The sequence below is a fragment of the Mesorhizobium sp. BR1-1-15 genome (assembly GCF_020165475.1).
Classification (GTDB): Bacteria; Pseudomonadota; Alphaproteobacteria; order Rhizobiales; family Rhizobiaceae; genus Mesorhizobium.
Genome location: NZ_JAIUIF010000003.1, coordinates 334,737 through 353,859, shown reverse-complemented (window position 1 = coordinate 353,859; position 19,123 = coordinate 334,737). Strand labels below are relative to the sequence as shown.

18 protein-coding genes are annotated in these 19,123 nt (G+C 64.3%); 12 read left to right on the top strand and 6 right to left on the bottom strand.

Annotated elements, in window-relative coordinates; all coding sequences use genetic code 11:
• Nucleotides 1–403: 403 nt before the first annotated feature.
• Nucleotides 404–697 (bottom strand): 4a-hydroxytetrahydrobiopterin dehydratase, encoded by a 294-nt coding sequence (locus LB541_RS07950; protein WP_140625370.1) that lies wholly within the window; start codon nt 695–697, stop codon nt 404–406.
• A gap of 51 nt (nt 698–748) precedes the next feature.
• Here LB541_RS07950 and LB541_RS07945 point away from each other — a divergent pair, with 51 nt between their 5' ends.
• The gene (locus tag LB541_RS07945; protein ID WP_140492208.1) at nt 749–1,267 is read left to right on the top strand and encodes a low molecular weight protein-tyrosine-phosphatase; all 519 of its coding nucleotides are present in this window, start codon (nt 749–751) and stop codon (nt 1,265–1,267) included.
• Here LB541_RS07945 and thpR read toward each other — a convergent pair.
• Nucleotides 1,171–1,767 (bottom strand): RNA 2',3'-cyclic phosphodiesterase, encoded by a 597-nt coding sequence (gene thpR, locus LB541_RS07940; RefSeq protein WP_140524588.1) that lies wholly within the window; start codon nt 1,765–1,767, stop codon nt 1,171–1,173. The genes LB541_RS07945 and thpR overlap by 97 nt on opposite strands.
• Nucleotides 1,768–1,894: 127 nt before the next feature.
• Entirely contained in the window at nt 1,895–2,539 is a 645-nt protein-coding gene (locus LB541_RS07935) for an arylesterase (protein WP_140897696.1), read from the bottom strand.
• Nucleotides 2,540–2,622: 83 nt separating this feature from the next.
• Between LB541_RS07935 and LB541_RS07930 the strand changes: the two genes are divergently transcribed.
• The 4 genes from LB541_RS07930 to LB541_RS07915 all read left to right on the top strand — a co-directional run bounded on the left by LB541_RS07930 (nt 2,623) and on the right by LB541_RS07915 (nt 7,575).
• On the top strand, nt 2,623–3,318 hold the full coding sequence (locus LB541_RS07930) for an ABC transporter ATP-binding protein (protein WP_140655007.1): 696 nt from the start codon (nt 2,623–2,625) through the stop codon (nt 3,316–3,318).
• Nucleotides 3,318–5,867, top strand: a complete 2,550-nt coding sequence (locus LB541_RS07925) for an ABC transporter permease (RefSeq protein ID WP_224618138.1) — start codon at nt 3,318–3,320, stop codon at nt 5,865–5,867. The genes LB541_RS07930 and LB541_RS07925 overlap by 1 nt, the downstream gene beginning before the upstream one ends.
• Nucleotides 5,868–6,107: 240 nt before the next feature.
• The gene (locus tag LB541_RS07920) at nt 6,108–6,881 is read left to right on the top strand and encodes a Bax inhibitor-1/YccA family protein (protein WP_140492223.1); all 774 of its coding nucleotides are present in this window, start codon (nt 6,108–6,110) and stop codon (nt 6,879–6,881) included.
• Nucleotides 6,882–7,005: 124 nt separating this feature from the next.
• Nucleotides 7,006–7,575 carry a GNAT family N-acetyltransferase gene (locus LB541_RS07915; RefSeq protein ID WP_140628263.1) on the top strand — a complete coding sequence of 190 codons (570 nt, stop codon included), beginning with the start codon at nt 7,006–7,008 and terminating at the stop codon, nt 7,573–7,575.
• Nucleotides 7,576–7,627: 52 nt separating this feature from the next.
• On the opposite strand, the gene LB541_RS07910 is transcribed toward LB541_RS07915, so the two are convergent.
• A complete protein-coding gene (locus tag LB541_RS07910) occupies nt 7,628–8,014 on the bottom strand; it encodes a DUF2794 domain-containing protein (protein WP_140514020.1) in 387 nt (128 codons plus the stop codon).
• A gap of 537 nt (nt 8,015–8,551) precedes the next feature.
• Here LB541_RS07910 and LB541_RS07905 point away from each other — a divergent pair.
• From LB541_RS07905 to LB541_RS07880, 6 genes are all read left to right on the top strand, one after another.
• Nucleotides 8,552–9,214 carry a helix-turn-helix domain-containing protein gene (locus LB541_RS07905; RefSeq protein WP_224618137.1) on the top strand — a complete coding sequence of 221 codons (663 nt, stop codon included), beginning with the start codon at nt 8,552–8,554 and terminating at the stop codon, nt 9,212–9,214.
• A gap of 35 nt (nt 9,215–9,249) precedes the next feature.
• The gene (locus tag LB541_RS07900; RefSeq protein ID WP_181165196.1) at nt 9,250–10,320 is read left to right on the top strand and encodes an extracellular solute-binding protein; all 1,071 of its coding nucleotides are present in this window, start codon (nt 9,250–9,252) and stop codon (nt 10,318–10,320) included.
• A gap of 22 nt (nt 10,321–10,342) precedes the next feature.
• Nucleotides 10,343–11,206 carry an ABC transporter permease gene (locus LB541_RS07895; protein ID WP_140879440.1) on the top strand — a complete coding sequence of 288 codons (864 nt, stop codon included), beginning with the start codon at nt 10,343–10,345 and terminating at the stop codon, nt 11,204–11,206.
• On the top strand, nt 11,206–12,003 hold the full coding sequence (locus LB541_RS07890; protein ID WP_140514017.1) for an ABC transporter permease: 798 nt from the start codon (nt 11,206–11,208) through the stop codon (nt 12,001–12,003). Before LB541_RS07895 ends, LB541_RS07890 begins: the two co-directional genes overlap by 1 nt.
• Nucleotides 12,000–13,112, top strand: a complete 1,113-nt coding sequence (locus LB541_RS07885) for an ABC transporter ATP-binding protein (RefSeq protein WP_140662687.1) — start codon at nt 12,000–12,002, stop codon at nt 13,110–13,112. The genes LB541_RS07890 and LB541_RS07885 overlap by 4 nt, the downstream gene beginning before the upstream one ends.
• A 125-nt stretch (nt 13,113–13,237) precedes the next feature.
• Entirely contained in the window at nt 13,238–14,623 is a 1,386-nt protein-coding gene (locus LB541_RS07880; RefSeq protein ID WP_140625375.1) for an NAD(P)/FAD-dependent oxidoreductase, read from the top strand.
• 90 nt (nt 14,624–14,713) lie between these two features.
• Here LB541_RS07880 and LB541_RS07875 read toward each other — a convergent pair whose 3' ends face one another.
• On the bottom strand, nt 14,714–15,529 hold the full coding sequence (locus LB541_RS07875; protein ID WP_224618136.1) for a DUF1223 domain-containing protein: 816 nt from the start codon (nt 15,527–15,529) through the stop codon (nt 14,714–14,716).
• Nucleotides 15,530–15,708: 179 nt separating this feature from the next.
• Between LB541_RS07875 and LB541_RS07870 the strand changes: the two genes are divergently transcribed.
• Entirely contained in the window at nt 15,709–16,386 is a 678-nt protein-coding gene (locus LB541_RS07870; protein ID WP_140559230.1) for a ceramidase domain-containing protein, read from the top strand.
• 34 nt (nt 16,387–16,420) lie between these two features.
• Here the strand turns inward: LB541_RS07870 and acnA are convergent, their stop codons facing one another.
• Nucleotides 16,421–19,111 (bottom strand): aconitate hydratase AcnA, encoded by a 2,691-nt coding sequence (acnA, locus tag LB541_RS07865; RefSeq protein WP_224618135.1) that lies wholly within the window; start codon nt 19,109–19,111, stop codon nt 16,421–16,423.
• Nucleotides 19,112–19,123: the final 12 nt, after the last annotated feature.

Below are 19,123 nucleotides of genomic sequence, written 5' to 3'. Positions count from 1 at the left end.
CGCTTGCCTGCGCATGGCCGCGGGGCAAAATGTGGTGAAACCCGACGCTTGCTGCAAGAGCTTGGGAGATCGCTGGCCTGAAAATCGGATCAGTCTTTACCGTGCTGTCCTGCGGATCAGGTGATGCCGGCCTAGCGGACACTCCGCTGGCAGTCGTCCTCCCTTGGAGTTCGGCGGCAAACGCCCCTCCCGTCGTCATTCTAGGGCGAAGCAAGGAGCGAAGCGACGCGGCGCAGACCCTAGAATCCATGCCGCGACTCAAGAGCGACGCAGCGGTGCTGAATTCTGCTCGACTGCACCCCTTGGTCAACGTCGCGGCATGGATCCTCGGGTCTGCGCGTCCGCTTCGCTCCCGCTCCGCCCGTGGCTGACGAAGCCGGGGTTGCCGCACCTATGAATTACCCTAGCCAACAAAGCGGTCCATTTTCTTCGCCAACTCGATGTCAAGCGCCGTGACTCCGCCGGCATCGTGCGTGTTCAGCGTCACGTCGACGGTTTTGTAGACATTCGACCAGTCGGGATGATGGTCCATCTTCTCGGCCGCAAGCGCGACGCGGGTCATGAAGGCGAAGGCTTCGGAGAAATTCCTGAAGGTGAACGTCCGTTTGATGGAAGCGCCATCCGCAGCCAGCGACCAGCCTTCGAGGTCTGTCAGCGCCGCGACGATGGCTTCCTTGCCAAGTTTCTCTCTCGTCATGTCCGGTTCCTGTGCTATTTCGAAGATGACTTTCACCATAGCGCCGGATCGATGAGCACGAAGCCCATAAAATCCATTCTGTTCGTCTGCCTGGGCAACATCTGCCGCTCGCCGCTGGCGGAAGGCGTGCTTCGTTCCGTGCTGACGGAACGTGGACTGGGCCGGGACATAGTGCTCGATTCGGCCGCAACCAGCGACTGGGAGGCGGGCTCCGCCCCTGATCGGCGTTCGATCGCCATCGCGTCGCGCCACGGCATCGACATATCGGAACTGCGGGCACGCAAGATCGCGCCCGAGGATTTCTCGCGTTTCGACCTGATCTTCGGCATGGACAGGTCGAACGTCGCCGACCTGAAGACGCTGGCGCCCGCCGGCGTGCGCGACCGCATCCACCTGTTCCTGGAATTTGCGCAGGGAAAGGCGCGCGACGTGCCGGATCCCTATCACGACGGCGAGGAAGCCTTCGCCGAGGTCTACCGCATGATCCGCGAAGCGTCGGAGGCGCTGGCGACGCGGCTTGCCGCGCGCGTATCGGCGCCCGACAGCGGCCAGGCTTCCTCGACGATGTAGGGGCCGCCGCCGACCGAATCGCGCGACGACATCAAGACGAACCGGCTGATGCGGAACGGCAATGTCGAAAAATTGCCGCGCGCCGAAAGATATTGGGCGACGTCCAGCGGGCTCGAATTGCGCAGGCGGGCCAGTGTGACATGCGGCATGAACTTGCGCGGATCGGCCGGAATGCCGAGCCGCTGGCAGATGCGCTCGATTTCAGCCTGAAGCGCCGAGAGATCCGGCGAGGCAGAGACCCCGGCCCATACGGCATGCGGTTTCTTCTGGCCGAAAGCGCCGACGCCCGACAGCGTCAGCGGGAAGGAGGGGCGGTGGACGCGGTCGAGCGCGTTGGCGATCTCGTCGGCGACATGGCCTTCGACATCGCCGATGAAGCGCAGCGTCAGATGATAGTTCTCGACGTCGATCCAGCGGGCCCCGGGCAGGCCGCCCCTGAGCAGGGACAGCGAAAGGGCGGCGTCACGCGGAATTTCGAGGGCGGTGAAAAGACGCGGCATGAAGAGCCTCCCTTCCTCGAATCGAACTGTGCCCCCAGCGAATCATCGATAATCAAACGGGGCAAGAGGTTTGTTGGTCACAGGTCTCGTCAAAAAGATTTCCCCAACGGAAAGGGCCTATCCCGTCTCACGATCCTCCCGGCACCGCCGCGATGGCCTTCTCGACCGCAGGCAGGATGCGCTCGACCATCTGGGCGACCCCCTTGGCGTTCGGATGCAAGCCATCCTCAAGCTGCAGGGCGGACCGGCCGGCTACGCCGTCGAGAAAGAACGGGTACAAGGTAACGCCGTATTTTGCGGCCAGTTCCGGAAAGATGGCGTCGAAGGCGTTCTGATAATCGGCGCCGAGATTGGGCGCTGCGCGCATGCCGGCCAGCAGAACGGCGATCTTGCGCTGTTTCAGCTTGGCCAGCATCGTATCCAGGTTCTTGCGGGTGATGTCGGGGGAAACGCCGCGCAGCATGTCGTTGGCGCCGAGTTCGAGGATGACAAGCTGTGTGCCGTCCGGCACCGACCAGTCGAGCCGCGCCAGCCCGCCGCTGGAGGTGTCGCCGGAAACGCCGGCATTGGCGACGGTCACATCCCTGCCCCTGGCGCGCAGCGCCGCCTGCAGCCTGTCGGTAAAACCTTCGTCGGGTCCGAGGCCGAAGCCGGCCATCAGGCTGTCGCCGAAACCGACGATCTTGAAAGGCTCGGCGCGTGCCGACGAAATGGCGCCGCAAATGGCGAGGAAAACGATCAGGCCTGCGGCAATTCTGCGTTGGAAAGACATGCGGCAGGTCCCATATGACAGAGAATTCTTCCGGCGACGGCCCGGCAGGCGAAGCCCTCATCTCCATATAGGACGCTTTCATTTTGACAGAAGCCGTCATCGAGCTGAAAGACGTATCGCTGACATTGGGCGAAGGCGCCTCGTCCGTCCATGTGCTGAAGGGCGTCAGCCTCGATGTGGCGCGCGGCGAGGCGACCGGCATCGTCGGGCCGTCGGGGTCGGGCAAGTCGACGCTGCTCATGGTTCTCGCCGGTCTGGAAAGGGTCGATTCGGGCACGGTACGAATCGCCGGCGAGCTGCTCAACGGCAAGAGCGAGGATCAGATCGCATCGTTTCGGGGGCGAAACATCGGCATCGTGTTCCAGTCCTTCCATCTCATCCCCAATATGACGGCGCTCGAAAATGTCGCCGTGCCGCTGGAGCTGGCCGGCCATGCCGATCCGTTCTCGGTGGCGGAACGCGAGCTGGCGGCCGTGGGTTTGAGCGACCGCGTCACGCACTATCCCGGCGAACTTTCGGGCGGCGAGCAGCAGCGCGTCGCGATGGCCCGGGCGCTGGCGCCGTCGCCGCGCATCCTCATCGCCGACGAGCCGACCGGCAATCTCGACCAGGCGACCGGCAAGCAGGTCGCCGACCTTTTGTTCGCCAAGGCGGCCGAGCGCGGCATGACGCTGGTGCTGGTCACGCATGATCAGGCGCTCGCGGCGCGCTGTTCGCGCCAGGTCTCCATGCGCTCCGGCAGGATCGAGGCACCGGCGCCGACCAAGGCCATCGCCTGATGTCACCGGCGCGGACGTTGAAGCTCGCCGTCCGCTTCTCCTTGCGCGAGATGCGCGGCGGCCTGTCCGGTTTTCTGATTTTTCTTGCCTGCATCGCGCTCGGCGTCGCGGCGATCGGCGGCGTGAATTCCGTGGCCCGCTCGATCAGTGGCGGCGTTGCCAACCAGGGCCAGACGCTGCTTGGCGGCGATCTGCGCTTCCAGCTTAACCAGCGCGACGCAAGCGAAGCCGAACGCGGCTTCCTCGATGGGCTGGGCACGGTGTCGAGAACCGCCAGCATGCGCTCGATGGCGCGGCTTGCCGACGGCTCCGATCAGGCGCTGGTCGAGGCCAAGGCCGTCGACGAGGCCTATCCGCTTTACGGTGCGCTGGAAACCGAGCCGGCGCTGACGAAGCAGGAACTGTTCGGCGAGCAGTTCGGTGTTTTCGGCGCGGCCGCGCCCGACTTGCTGTTCGAGCGGCTGCATGTGAAGCTCGGCGATCGGCTGAAGCTCGGAACCGCCACCTTCGAACTGCGCGCCAGGCTGGTCACCGAGCCCGATGCCGTGTCCGAAGGTTTCGGTTTCGCGCCGCGCCTGATGATCTCGACCGAGGGCCTGGTCGCGACAGGGCTGGTTCAGCCGGGCAGCCTCGTCGAGAATTCCTACAAGATCCGGCTGGCCCCCGACGCCGACGAGGCGCGGCTCAAGGCCATCCAGGACAAGGCTGCCAAGGATTTCCCGGAGTCCGGCTGGTCGATCCGCACGCGCAGCAATGCGGCCCCGGCGCTCTCTTCCAACATCGAACGCTTTTCGCAATTCCTGACTTTGGTCGGGCTGACGGCGCTGGTGGTCGGCGGCGTCGGCGTCGCCAACGCGGTGCGCGCCTATCTCGACGGCAAGCGCGGCGTCATCGCCACCTTCAAGAGCCTGGGCGCATCGGGCGGCTTCGTCTTTGCCGTTTACCTCGTGCAGATCCTGATGATCGCGGCCCTCGGCATCGCCGCCGGTCTGGTGCTCGGTGCGCTGATGCCCTTCGCCGCGAGCGCCGCGCTTCAGTCCGTCATTCCGGTGCCGGCGCAAGGCGGCTTTTATCCCGGCGCGCTCGGCATGGCGGCGCTGTTCGGATTGCTGGTGACGCTGGCCTTCGCGCTGCTGCCGCTCGGTCGCGCCCGCGATGTGCCGGCGACCGCGCTGTTCCGCGAGATGGGACTGGAAGGCCGCGGTTTTCCACGCGCTATCTATGTCGTTTCGGCGCTCGGCATCGCAGTGCTTCTTGCAGCGCTCGCCATCCTGTTTTCGGGCGACCAGCGCATCGCTTCGATCTTCGTCGGGGCCACCATCTTCGCCTTCCTGGTGCTGCGCCTGGTCGGTGCGCTGGTGCAATGGGCGGCAAGGAAGAGCCCGCGCGTGCGCTTCGTGGCGCTCAGGCTCGCCGTCGGCAACATCCATCGGCCAGGCGCGCTGACGCCGTCGGTGGTGCTGTCGCTGGGGCTTGGCCTGACGCTGCTGGTGACGCTGGCGCTGATCGACGGCAATCTGCGGCGGCAGATCTCCGGCAGCCTGCCTGAGCGGGCGCCGAACTTCTTCTTCGTCGATATCCAGAGCAGCGATGTCGACGGCTTCTCCAGTCTGATCAGCAAGGAGGCCCCGCAGGGGACGCTGGCCAAGGTGCCGATGCTGCGCGGCCGGGTGATGGCGCTCAACGGCGTCGCCGTCGACAAGGTCAAGGTGCCGGCGGAGGGCGCCTGGGTGCTGCGCGGCGACCGCGGCCTGACTTATGAGGCCAAGCAGCCGGACAACGCGACGCTGACCGAGGGGAACTGGTGGCCGGCCGATTATACCGGCGAGCCGCTCGTCTCGTTTTCCGACAAGGAAGGCAAGGAAATCGGGCTGAAGCTCGGCGATACCGTCACCGTCAACGTGCTCGGCCGCAATGTCACGGCCAGGATCGCCAATTTCCGCCAGGTCGAATGGGAGACGATGGGCATCAACTTCGTCATGGTGTTCTCGCCCAACACATTTGCCGGCGCGCCGCATGGCTGGGTGGCGACGCTGACCGAAAAGAGCGCCACCGCGGCTGATGACGCCCGCATCCTCAATGCCGTCACCCGCGCCTTCCCGGCAGTCACTACGGTCCGCGTCAAGGACGCGCTCGACATCGTCAACCGTCTGGTCGGACAGCTCGGCGCGGCGATCAGGGCGGCGGCCGGCGTGGCACTGATCGCGTCGGTGCTTGTGCTGGCCGGCGCACTCGCCGCCGGCAACCGGGCGCGCATCCATGACGCGGTGGTGCTGAAGACGCTCGGTGCGACGCGGCTGACGCTGATATCGGCCTTCTCGCTCGAATACATGCTGATCGGCCTCGCCACGGCGGTCTTCGCGCTCGCCGCCGGCAGTGCCGCCGCATGGTTCGTCGTCGCCCGCATCATGACATTGCCGTCGCATTTCATGCCGGAAGTGGCGGTGGCGACCATTCTCTTTGCGCTGGTCATCACCGTCGGCATCGGTCTCGCCGGCACCTGGCGGGTGCTCGGCCACAAGGCAGCGCCCGTGCTGCGAAACCTCTGAGTCCGCATCGGTTCCACCCCGCCGACGGCCGGCATTTGGTTAAATCGACGTAATGTTTCGCGGCCAAAGGGCTGGAAAACCGCGCCATGCGTGCCTCACGAAGCATTACACCCGGTTACGGTCTTGTTCTTGACGCGAATAACCATCATATTTCGCCGCAGGCATGCTGGAGTCCCGCCAGCGGCGCCTGGGTCCGGGTGGACCCGACACCGGACGGGGCAGAAGCAATAGAGGACCACAATGGCTGAACCCATTCGCAACTATCAGACGCGCGCCGTGCCCGGCGCCGCCGTCGACATCGATCAGGGCCTGCGCGCCTATATGATCAAGGTCTACAATTTGATGGGGCTTGGTCTCCTCATCACTGGTCTTGCCGCCGTCGGCACGATCATGCTGGCCACAACCACCGATCCGGCCTCGGCTGTCGCGACGCTGCCGAGCGGCGAGATGCTGACCTCGTTCGGCTACGCGATCTTCGGCTCGCCGCTGCGCTGGCTGGTGATGCTGGCCCCGCTGGCCGCCGTTCTGTTCCTGTCGTTCCGCGTCCAGTCGATGAGCGTGTCGGCGGCGCAGACGACGTTCTGGGTCTATGCGGGCCTGGTCGGCCTGTCGCTGTCGTCGATCTTCCTGGTCTACACCACCGCCAGCATCTCGCAGACCTTCTTCGCCACCGCCGCGGCCTTCGGCGCGCTGTCGCTGTTCGGCTACACGACCAAGCGCGACCTGACGGCGATGGGCTCGTTCCTGATCATGGGCGTGTTCGGCATCATCATCGCGATGGTCATCAACATCTTCCTGCAGTCGTCGGCGCTGTCCTTCGCCGTCTCGGCGATCGGCGTGCTGGTCTTCGCCGGCCTCACCGCCTACGACACGCAGAAGATCAAGGAGATGTATTTCGAGGGCGACGCCTCCGACGTCGCTGGCCGCAAGGCCATCATGGGCGCGCTGACGCTCTATCTCGACTTCATCAACCTGTTCATGTTCCTGCTCCAGTTCATGGGCGACCGCCGCTGAGGGCTGGTCCGCGTCATGGTCTGACTGGACCATCGGGTTTGGAAGGGGCGGCCCAACGGCCGCCCTTTTCTTTTGCGCCGACCTTTGCTGTTATTGCAGGCAGACAAAGAGGCCTGCATAAAGAATGAGCACTATCGTTATACGGGCCGCACGCGCGGCCGACCTCGACACCATTACGCAAATCTATGCCGACGCTGTGACCCGCGGCACGGCGAGCTACGAGCTGGAGCCGCCAGGTCGCGCCGAAATGGGCACGCGATTCGACACGCTCCAGGCCGGCGGCTTCCCTTACCTTGTGGCGGAAAAGGATGGCGCCGTGCTCGGCTATGCCTATGCCGGTCCCTTCCGGCCGCGCCCGGCCTATCGCTTTGTCGTCGAGGACTCCGTCTATGTCGCGCCTGATGCCAAGGGCCAGGGTGTCGGCCTCAAACTGATGCAAAGCCTGATCGCGGCCGCCGAGGCTGCGGGCTTTTGCCAGATCGTCGCGGTGATCGGCGATGGCCATCCCGACAGCGCTTCCGTCAAGCTGCACGAAAAGCTCGGCTTTCGTCATTCCGGCCGCCTCGAAGGCTCCGGCTACAAGCACGGCCGCTGGCTGGACACGGTGTTCATGCAACTGGCGCTGAACGGCGGGGCATCCGCCCCGCCCGATCCGGAATCATTGCCGGAGCGGAAATTCCGTCAAGAAAAGTAATGGCTTAGATGAGCCCAAGACTGAGGCCAACCGAAGCAATTGCGCCGCTGTTTCAGGCCTCGACCAGCTTCAACTTGCTGTCGAAGACGCCGAGCACACGGCCAAGCTCCTGCCCGCGCTTGAGGATACGGCCGCCCGCGGCGATGACGGCGAAGGCGCCTTGTTTGCGTGCCAGTTTCGGGTCCTTGACGATCTGGAACAGCGGCACCTCGCTGGCCCGGCGGAACACTGAAAACACGGCCCTGTCGGTGAGATGATCGATAGCGTAGTCGCGCCATTCATTGGCGGCAACCATGCGCCCGTAGAGTTTCAGGATCTGGTCCAGTTCGCGCCGCTCGAAGCGCACCGGCTGGTCGAGGCGCGCACGGCGTGCCTCGTGGAGCGGGATCAGTATCGCGGATGCGTCGCCATCCTCCGTCCCGCCGCCGTGATCGGTCATGCCTCGATCCTTCAAAAATGAATCTTTGCCAACCAAAGTTGGCGCTTTCGCCATCGAATTGCAAGTGCCGGCGAAGCGGTGCGGACCCGCGCCATTTCCGTCGCGTCCAGTCACGTTTGCAAACGACATGTTGGAATTGGTGATGCTCCGCCACATTCTCGCCATTTTTTATCCGCGCTCATGCCCCAATGTCCGACGAATTTACCGGCGTTGCCTGAGACGGTTCGGTCCGGCACCGGCTCGTAAACCCCAAGCCCCCCGCCCACGGGTCTGCGTCGGATCGAACCAACCTCGGTTTTTCCTCGGAAAGACCGGGTGCGACGATCCCAAAACCTAAATGACCGACGTCAGAAGCAAGCTGACGTCGGTTTTTTCATGCCTGGATCGCCGCTAATGCGGATTTCCCGCCGTATGGACGGTTTTCAGCCCGATCCGGTGCGACCGGCAGGATCGATGGGCGCCGAAATCTTGGCATGCCGTCCGCGCTTGCCAACGCCATCGCCACTTAATAAGGTGTTAAGTGAAACGGGAGCGGCAATGCCACGCGTATCGGACTCCACGGCGAAAGAGGTGAATGGCACGGTCGCGGCCACCCCTGAGGCCGGCGGCGTCGGTCCCCGCATCAAGGCGCTGCGCATGGCAAGGCGCGTCTCGCTGCGCCGGTTGGCCGATATGACCGGCACGACGGCGAGCTTCATCAGCCAGCTCGAGCGCAATCTGTGCGGCGCCAACACAGGCACGCTGCTCAGGATCGCCGCCGCTCTCGATCTCGGCATCAACGACCTGTTCGAGGGCAGCAGCCGTCCGTTGCACAAGGTGCTGAGGCGCGAGGAACGGCCTGTCGTTCCCGTCGGCGTGCGAGGCCGCAAGATGCTTTTGTCGCGGCGGCCGATCCATCAGTTCGAGGTTTATGCGGGGCATTTCGAGGTCGGCGGCTCGACCGGCGACGACGCCTATGTGCATGGCGGCGAGCATGAGATGTTCATGGTGCTCAAGGGAACCGTCGAACTGACGCTTGCCGACGAGCGACATCTGATGCGCGAAGGCGACAGTGTTGAATACGCGACCTCGGTGCCGCACCGCACGGTCAATGTTGGCGACACGCCGGCGGAGGTGCTCTGGATCATCGCGCCGCCGACCGCCGGCGCGCTCGAACTCGATCGGTACAGGCCCGGAAACCGCTCGCATCCGGGTGAATGAGAACAAATGCGAGCTCTGGAATGGGAGAGTTGAAGATGAGAGTGAAATTTGCACATGCGGCGTGCCTGGGCGTGCTTCTGGCGGCCACGGCCGCGCTCGCGCAATCGAAGCCAGTTGCCGGGGAGGTGGCCGAAGGCTCGCTGAAGGGCAAGACGCTGACCTTCGTGTCCTATGGCGGCATCTACCAGGACGGCCAGGCGGCGGCGCTCAAGGAGTTCGTCGACAAGTCGGGCGTCAAGCTGCTCAATGACGGCCCGACCGAGATCGCCAAGCTGCAGGCGCAGGTCGAGTCCGGCAATGTGACATGGGACGTTGTCGATACCGACGATCTGCCGCCTTATGTCTATTGCGGCAAACTGTTCCAGAAGCTGGACTTCACCAAACTCGACGTCTCGAAAATTCCCGAGGGCCAGGTCGGCGAGTGCTCGGTGCCGGCGATGAACTACGGCGTCGTGCTGATGTACAACACCGAAAAGTACAAGGACAATCCGCCCAAGAGCTGGGCCGACTTCTTCGACACGCAGAAATTCCCCGGCGTGCGCGGAATCGACGGCTCCGGCAGCCCGACCGGTGGCTTGCTGGAACAGGCGTTCAAGGTTGCCGGCGGGGACCCCAAGGCGATGACGGTGGCCGATATCGACAAGGCCATCGATGTGGTTCGCAAGCTGGGCCCCGATACCATCTTCTGGAAGACGGGTGCAGAATCGCAGCAACTCGCCGAATCCGGCGAGGCCGACATGCTGATGATGTGGACAGGCCGCGCCATGACCGCGGTCAAGAACGGCGCCAAATACGCACCGGCCTGGCAGGACTGGCTGGTGGTGATGGATCAGATGACGATCCCCGTCGGCGCCAAGGACACGGAGGCATCCTACGCGCTGCTCAACGCCTATCTTGGCAAGCACGCGCAGGAGGTGTTGACGGAGCAAACGTCTTACACGCCGATCAACAGTGAAGCGCAGCCCAAGGTCGACGCTTCCGTCTCCGCTTTCCTGACCAACACGCCCGAACGCCAGAAGCAGGGCTACAAGCAGAACTTCAAGTTCTGGGTCCCGAACTTCGCGGTGGCGCAGGAGAAGTGGTCCGCGCTGATGTCCGGCAACTGACCGGCTGAGGGAGACCAAGGCCGTGAGCGTGTCCAAGCCAGCCATTCCGGCCGCCGAAAGGCGCCGGGCATGGCGGCCGTTCGCGCTCGCGCTGCCGGCGCTGGTCCTGCTCTTCGCGGTGATTGGCTATCCGCTGCTCACCATCGTCGTGCGCAGCCTGTCGGAGCCGCAGTGGGGCCTGCAGAACTATATCTGGTTCTTCGGCGCGCCCGTCAACCTAGCCGTGCTCCGGCGGACCTTCCTCATTTCAGCATGGGTCACGCTGGTCTGCGTGGTTTGCGCCTATCCCTATGCCTATCTGATGACCGCGGTCCGACCACGCGTGCGCTTGGTGCTGCTGCTATGTGTGTTGATCCCGTTTTGGGTGAGCGGCGTGGTACGCACTTTGTCCTGGGTGATACTGCTGCAGGATTCGGGGGTCATCAACTCGATCCTGCGGGCGCTCGGGTTCGGTGGCATCAGGCTGATCCGCACTCAGACGGGCGTGGTCATCGGCATGGCGCAGGTGCTTTTGCCTTTCATGATCCTGCCGCTCTATTCGGTCATGAAAGGCATCGATCTCAGGCTGATGCAAGCCGCGCGGAGCCTCGGGGCGAGACCCTCGCGCGCGTTCCTCACGGTGTATCTGCCGCTGTCGCTGCCTGGCGTCTATGCCGGTGCGATCATCGTCTTCATCCTGGCGCTCGGCTTCTACATCACGCCGGCCCTGCTCGGCGGACCGCGCTCGACGATGCTGTCGACGCTGGTGCAGACACAGGTGCTCAGTCTCCTGCAATGGGGCAGGGGCGGCGCCATGGGCGTGGTGCTGCTCGTCACGACCTTCGTGCTGCTGGCGCTTGCCGCGCCCGTGATGCGGTCCAGCCATCGGCAAGCGGGGCGGCCCTGATGGAGATGAAGCCGCTTACCCGCCTCATGCTGGGCCTTGTCTGCCTGCTGGTAGCCATATGGTTGGTGGCACCGACGCTCGTCGTGGTGCCGATGTCATTCAACGAGAACAAATCGCTGGCATTTCCACCCCAGGGCTTCTCCTGGCAATGGTACGAAAATTTTGTCACCAATCCGGATTGGTCGACCAGCTTCCTCAACTCACTGAGGGTCGCATCGATCGTTGCGGTTCTGGCAACGGTGCTCGGCACCCTTGCCGCCTTCGGCCTCGACCGCATGCAGGCGCGGCCGGCAAACCTCCTGCGCATGCTGATGCTGACGCCGATGGTGGTGCCGGGCGTGGTCCTGGCCATCGGCATCTACGCCGTCTATCTCGACACGCGGCTTGTCGGCACGCTGCTCGGCTTCGTGCTGGCGCACACCATCCTTGCGCTGCCTTTCGTGCTGATCGCCGTTTCGGCCAATCTCGAAGTGTTCGACAAGCGGCTGGAGACAGCCGCGGCGAGCCTGGGCGCAGGTTCGCTCACCACGTTCCGCACGGTGACGCTGCCGCTGATTGCCCCTGGGGTACTGTCCGGCCTGCTGTTCGCCTTCGCCACCTCCTTCGACGAGATCGTCGTGTCGCTGTTCATCACCAATCCCTATCTCAAGACGTTGCCGGTGCAGATCTTCGCTTCCATCACGCGCGACGCCGATCCGACGGTCGCGGCCGTCGGCACGATCCTCTTATGCGCAACGACACTGCTGATCGGCGGCGGCATGCTGCTTCTTGGCCGTGAGCGGAAGGGAGGCTTATGAATCGGAAAGCGGAAAATCGTGGTGCGGCGATCGACCTGGAGTCGGTAAGCAAGGCCTATGGTTCCTTCAAGGCGCTCGACGGCGTGTCGCTGCGAATCGAGCCGGGTGAATTCATGACGCTGCTCGGCCCGAGCGGCTCAGGCAAGACGACGACGCTGAACGTGATCGCCGGCTTTACCGACCTGACCAGCGGCAAGCTGCTGGTCGGGGAAAAGAGCGTGGTCGGCGTGCCGGCGCACAAGCGCAACATCGGCGTGGTCTTCCAGCACTATGCACTGTTCCCGCACATGACGGTCGGCCGCAATGTCGCCTATCCGCTGAAGCTGCGCGGCGTCACCGGGGCAGAACGCGAACGCCGCGTCCGCCACGCGCTCGACATGGTCAAGATGGCCGATTTCGGCCATCGCTTTCCAAGCGAGCTTTCGGGCGGCCAGCAGCAGCGCGTGGCGCTGGCCCGCGCCATCGTCTTCGATCCGCCGCTGCTGCTGATGGACGAGCCGCTCGGCGCGCTGGACAAGAAACTGCGCGAATGGCTGCAGCTCGAGATCAAGCGCATCCACCGCGAACTCGGCACCACCTTCGTCTATGTGACGCACGACCAGGAGGAGGCGCTGGTGCTCTCCGACCGCATCGCCGTGTTCAACCGCGGCGGTATCGAGCAGATCGGCACCGGCCGCGAACTCTACGACGAGCCGGCGACGCTTTTCGTCGGCAAGTTCATTGGCGATTCCACCGTGCTGCGCGGCCCCGCCGCCACTTCCGGCAAGGAGACGGCGATCGAAATATCAGGCCAGAGAGTGGCGACCGCAAAGCGTCTCGCCAATGGCGGCAAGCCGGTGATGCTGCTGCGTCCCGAAAAGCTGGCGCTTGCGCGTCGCGGCGGCGGCGGGGATGGCCGCAACCGGCTCGCCGGGCGTATCGGCGAGGCCATCTATCTCGGCTCCGGCTCCAAATACGAGGTGGAGCTCGCCGACGGCTCGAAAGCCATCGTGCGCTCGACGCTCGAGGCGGACACTTTTGCCATTGGAGACGAGGTCGACGTGCTCTTCGCCGGCGGCGACGTGAAGCTGCTCGCCGATGACGACAAGGCCGACCTGACGCTTACCTGAAACAGAGCGGCCTCGCCTTTCCATGGAAAACGACGAGGCCGCCTCGTCTCTTGGTTTTTAACGCAGTTCCGGACGGGAAACCGCTCCACACTTTTCCTGGAATCGCACGGAGAACGGATCACAAGATGCAAGCCCAGCGCAATGGCGACGTGTCGTTCTGGTATGCCGACATAGGTGGCCCGCCGGCCAGCCGCCCACCCTTGCCCGGCGACATCGAGGCCGATGTCTGCATCGTCGGCGCCGGCTATACCGGACTGTGGACGGCCTACTATCTGAAGAAGGCGGAGCCCGCGCTGCGCATCGCCATCGTCGAAAAGGAGTTCGCCGGCTTCGGTGCCTCGGGCCGCAATGGCGGATGGCTGTCCGGCGGCTTCAGCTGGTCGCGCGAGAAATATGCAAAAACCTCCTCGCGCGGGGCGGTGATCGACATGCAGCGCGCCATGTCCGGCACGGTCGACGAGGTGATCGCGATTGCCGCTGCCGAAGGGATCGACGCCGATATCCGCCGCGTCGACAACATCACCGTCGCCACAAACGCCGCGCAGCTTGAGCGCGCCAAAGCCGAGTACGAAGAGGCCCGGCACTGGGAAATGCCGCCCGAGCGGCTGGCCTTCCTCGGTGCGCAGGAAGCGCGCGAGCGCATCGCCATCGACAATGTATTGGGCGCCTTCGTCGTGCGCGACGTCGCGCGCGTGCAGCCGGCCAAGCTGGTGCAGGGTCTGGCGGCGGCGGTCGCGCGGCTCGGCGTCGCCATCTACGAACAGACGCAGGTGCTGGCGCTCGAGAAGGGCAAGGTCACCACCGACCGCGGCGTCGTGCGCGCCGAAAAGATTGTGCGCGCCACCGAGGGCTTCACCGCCGGCATTGCCGGCTACGAGCGTCTCTGGCTGCCGCTGAACAGCGCCATCGTGGTGACCGAGAAGCTGCCGCAGAAGCTCTGGGACGAAATCGGCTGGAGCGGCTACGAGGTGCTGGGCGATGCCGCGCATACCTACTGCTATGCGCAGCGCACGCGGGAAGGCCGGATCGCCATGGGCGGCCGGGGCGTGCCCTACCGCTTCGGATCGCGCACCGACACGCGCGGCAAGACACAACAGGCGACCATCGACCAGCTGCACGAGATCCTGACCAGGCTGCTGCCGCAGACCAAAGGCGTGCGGCTCGACCATGCCTGGTGCGGCACGCTCGGCGTGCCGCGCGACTGGTGCACGACGTGCGGCTTCGATCGCGAAAGCGGCATGGGCTGGGCCGGCGGCTATGTCGGGCTCGGCGTTTCCAGTTCGAACCTGTCCGGCCGCACCTTGCGCGACCTGGTGCTCGGACATGACACGGAGCTGACCCGGTTGCCTTGGGTCAACCGCACGGTGAAGAAATGGGAGCCGGAGCCGCTGCGCTGGCTCGGCGTACACGCCATGTACCAGCTCTACCGCATCGCCGACCGGCGGGAGGCAAACGGCCTGGGGCGGACGTCGCGCCTCGCCGCTTTCGCTGATCGCCTGACCGGCCATTGAGGCAGGTCACTCGAACGCGATTCCGTTTGGTCGACAGGCATGAATGGAGACCGACAGCGTCGCCTCATTTCCCGTTTTCGGCGGCGCGCTTCAGAGCCTTCGATCGAACGGCGCATCGGAACCGGGGCGATGAATGAAGGCGGCGCCCAGGATGGGCCCTGGCAGGCCATCCTTGCCGACGGACTGCAAAAGCACGGCGCAGCCGCCCTTCTTGGAAATCTCACTCATCGGCAATTCGTAGCGCTGCGCCTTGCCGTGCCAGATGCCCGCTGTCTGGATGCCGGTCACCGCGTTCCAATAGGTCATCTTGCGGCCCGTGTTCTCGCCCTGGCCGATCGTGACCGTCTGCGGCGGCTCGAAATAGACGATGACGACATGAGCATCGCTGGGACCGGTCCCGCCATCGCCGGCATCGATCATGACGCGGTCGCTGGTCCGGCTGACCTTGATGGCGACCCGCATGTCTTCGCCGATCCTTGCCATGCGGGCGAGTTGGCCATCGACCTCGCCGCGATTGGCGCCGTTCACATGGACCCGGCCGTTGATGACCGCCTGCGGCGTATAGACTGAGCGGTTGCCGAAGGCTCGCATATACTCATATTGCCGCTCGGTGTTTTCCTTGCTGCTCAGCGTGTCCCGCCAGCCGAGATAATCCCAGTAGCCGACGTGATAGGAGAGCGCGACAAGATCCTGCCTCGCGGCAAGTTCGGAGAAGAAGGCGTCGGCAGGCGGGCAGGAACTGCAGCCTTGGCTGGTGAACAGCTCGACCACGCCCACGGGCCTGTCGCCCTGGGGCTTGTCGGCCAGGAGCCTGCCGGACTCGCCGGCGTGCCCGGCACCGGCAAACGCCGAGAAGGCCAGCGCGACCGCTGCCAGCCACAATGATCTACGCGAGGCCATGACCATTCCAATTCCCGCCGGTGATGCCGGCTTTGTTTTGATTGGCTGAAATATGTGGCAGAACCGGAAGTCAACGGGAAGTCACGTTGCGGTGAAATTTTGCCATTGCAAGCCTGGGTAGGGCGGCAATAGGAGAAGCCACTGCATTTCAACCGGCGGTTCGATTCGGGGGCGGGATCATCATCATGTGGCAAAGTTTCCTGGCTCCAGTCGATCTTTATTGCGAGCGAACGGGTCCTGAACTTTGGGCCGAGCCGGTGAATGCTTTGACCAACCTGGCTTTCATTGCCGCGGGACTATGGGGCGTCCGCGAAGTGCGGCGATGCAGGACCGGCATTTTCGCCGAGGTCCTGGCCTGGTGGGTGGTGGCGATCGGCGTCGGCTCGACGATCTTTCACATCTTCGCCACCAAGGGAACGGTCTGGGCCGACGTGGTGCCGATCGCCGGCTTCACGCTGGCCTACACGCTGTTCAACCTGCGCCGCTTCCTGCGCCTGGAATGGGGCAAGGCGATCGCGATCTTCGTCGTTTTCTATGCCGTTGTCGGAGCGATAACTCTGGCCGTGCCGGATTGGCTGCGCCAGGCGTCGAACGGCACCACAGGCTACCTGCCGCCGTTCCTGGCGCTCGCCTTCTTCGGTGTCTGGGTGACGGCCAGCGGCAATCGCGCCGGCTGGTATAATCTGGCCGGATCGGCGATCTTCGTGCTGTCGGTCATCTGCCGCATGGTCGATCCGCTGGTCTGCACCAGCTTCCCGCTCGGCACGCACTTCCTCTGGCACCTGCTCAACGGGCTGATGCTGGGCGTGCTGCTGGCCGCCGCGGCGCGCTACGGCGCGCCACAGCGAGGCAGTAGGCAGTAGGTCCTATTACTGCCTAAGCCCTACTCCCTTGCCGCTACGCGGCAAGATCGCGCAACACGTACTGCAAAATGCCGCCGTTCTTGAAGTAGTCGAGTTCGTCAAGCGTATCGATGCGGCAAATGATCGGCACCTTCTTCACCGTGCCGTCGCCATAGGTGATCCTGGCTTCCATCTTCTGGCGCGGCTTGAGGGCGTCCAGGCCGTCGATCTCGACCAGCTCATCCCCTTTCAGGTTGAGCGAAGCCCATGAGGTGCCTTCCTCGAAGACGAAGGGGATGACGCCCATGCCGACCAGGTTGGAGCGGTGGATGCGCTCGAAGGACTGGGCGATGACCGCGCGGACACCAAGGAGATTCGTTCCCTTGGCCGCCCAGTCGCGCGACGAGCCGTTGCCGTATTCGACGCCGGCGAAGATGACCAGCGGCACGCCTTCCTTCTTGTATTGCATCGCCGCGTCGTAGATCGATTCCTCTTCCTTCGACGGGTAATGGATGGTGTAGCCGCCTTCCCTGCCGTTCTCGCCCAGCATGTGGTTGCGGATGCGGATGTTGGCGAAGGTGCCGCGCATCATCACCTCATGGTTGCCGCGGCGCGTGCCGTACTGGTTGAAGTCGGCAACGCCGACGCCATGCTCGGTAAGGTATTTGCCGGCCGGCGAGGCGGCCTTGATCGAGCCCGCTGGCGAAATGTGGTCGGTGGTGATCTTGTCGCCGAACAAGCCCAGCACGCGGGCGCCCTTGATGTCGCCGATCTTGCCGAAGCCCGTGGTCATGCCGGCGAAATAGGGCGGGTTCTGCACATAGGTGGAATTGTCGTCCCAGGCATAGGTCTGGCCTTCCGGCGCCTTGACGTTCTGCCAGTTCTCATCGCCCTTGAAGACGTCGGCATATTTGCGGGCGAACAGCTCGCGCGTCACGTTCTTCTCGATGAATTCCTGGATTTCCGCCGAGCTCGGCCAGATATCCTTGAGGTAGACCGGCTTGCCGTTCCTGTCCTCGCCGAGCGGCTCGGTAGTCAAGTCTTTCGTCACCGTGCCGGCCAGCGCGTGCGCCACGACCAGCGGCGGCGAGGCGAGATAGTTGGCCTGCACGTCGGGCGAGACACGGCCCTCGAAGTTGCGGTTGCCGGAAAGCACCGCGGCGGCAATCAGACCCTTATCGTTGATGGTCTTGGAGATCGGCGCCGGCAGCGGGCCGGAATTGCCGATGCAGGTGGTGCAGCCGAAGCCGACCAGGTTGAAGCCGATCTGGTCGAGCTCCTTCTGCAGGCCGGATTTCTCGAGATATTCGGCGACCACCTGGCTGCCCGGCGCCAGCGAGGTCTTCACCCAGGGCTTCTGCTTGAGGCCGAGGCGATTGGCGTTGCGGGCGAGCAGGCCGGCGCCGATCAGCACGCTCGGGTTCGAGGTGTTGGTGCAGGAGGTGATGGCGGCGATGACGACGTCGCCATGGCCGAGATCATGGCCGGTGCCTTCGACGGCGTAGCGCTTCGAGATTTCAGCCGCCTTCTTGTATTCGGTGTCCATAGCCTTGACGAAGCCGGCCGGGATGCCTTCCAGCGCGACGCGGCCCTCTGGGCGCTTCGGGCCGGCCATCGACGGCACGACGTCGCCGAGATCGAGGTCCAGCAAGTCGGTGAAGACCGGGTCGGCGGAGCCTGCGTCACGCCACATGCCTTGCGCCTTGGAGTAGGCTTCGACCAGCGCGATGCGGCTTTCCTCGCGGCCCGACATTGTGAGATAGCGGATGGTCTCGCTATCGACCGGGAAGAAGCCGCAGGTGGCGCCATATTCAGGCGCCATATTGCCGATGGTGGCGCGGTCGGCCAGCGTCATGTTGGAGAGACCGGGGCCGAAGAATTCGACGAACTTGCCGACGACGCCCTTCTTGCGCAGCATCTGGGTGACGGTGAGCACGAGGTCGGTGGCGGTGACGCCCTCCTTCAGCTTGCCGGTGAGGCGGAAGCCGATGACCTCGGGCAAAAGCATGGAGACGGGCTGGCCGAGCATGGCCGCCTCGGCTTCGATGCCGCCGACGCCCCAGCCGAGTACGCCGAGGCCGTTGATCATGGTGGTGTGCGAATCGGTACCGACGCAGGTGTCGGGATAGGCTGATGTTTCGCCGTCCTCGGTGTTGGTCCACACCACCTGGCCGAGATATTCGAGGTTGACCTGATGGCAGATGCCGGTACCGGGTGGCACGACGCGGAAATTGCGGAACGCCTGCTGGCCCCATTTCAGGAACTTGTAGCGTTCCTCGTTGCGCTCATATTCGAGCTCGACATTGCGCGCGAAGGCCATCGGCGAGCCGAACTCGTCGACAATGACGGAATGGTCGATGACGAGGTCGACCGGCACCAGCGGGTTGATCTTTTGCGGGTCGCCGCCGAGCGAGGCCATGGCGTCGCGCATCGCCGCCAGGTCGACCACCGCCGGAACGCCGGTGAAATCCTGCATCAGGACGCGGGCAGGGCGATAGGCAATCTCGACGCCGGCCGTCCCCTTGTCGGTCAGCCAGCCGGCGACGGCCTTGATCGAGTCCTTGGTGACGGAGCGGCCGTCCTCGTTGCGCAGAAGGTTCTCCAGCAGAACCTTCATCGAATAAGGCAATTGGGCGATGCCGGTGAGCCCGTTCTTCTCGGCCTCGACGAGGTCGAAATAGGTATATTCGGCGTCGCCCGCTTTCAGCGTGCGGCGGCAATTGAAACTGTCGAGGGATTTTGACACGTGCGATCCGTC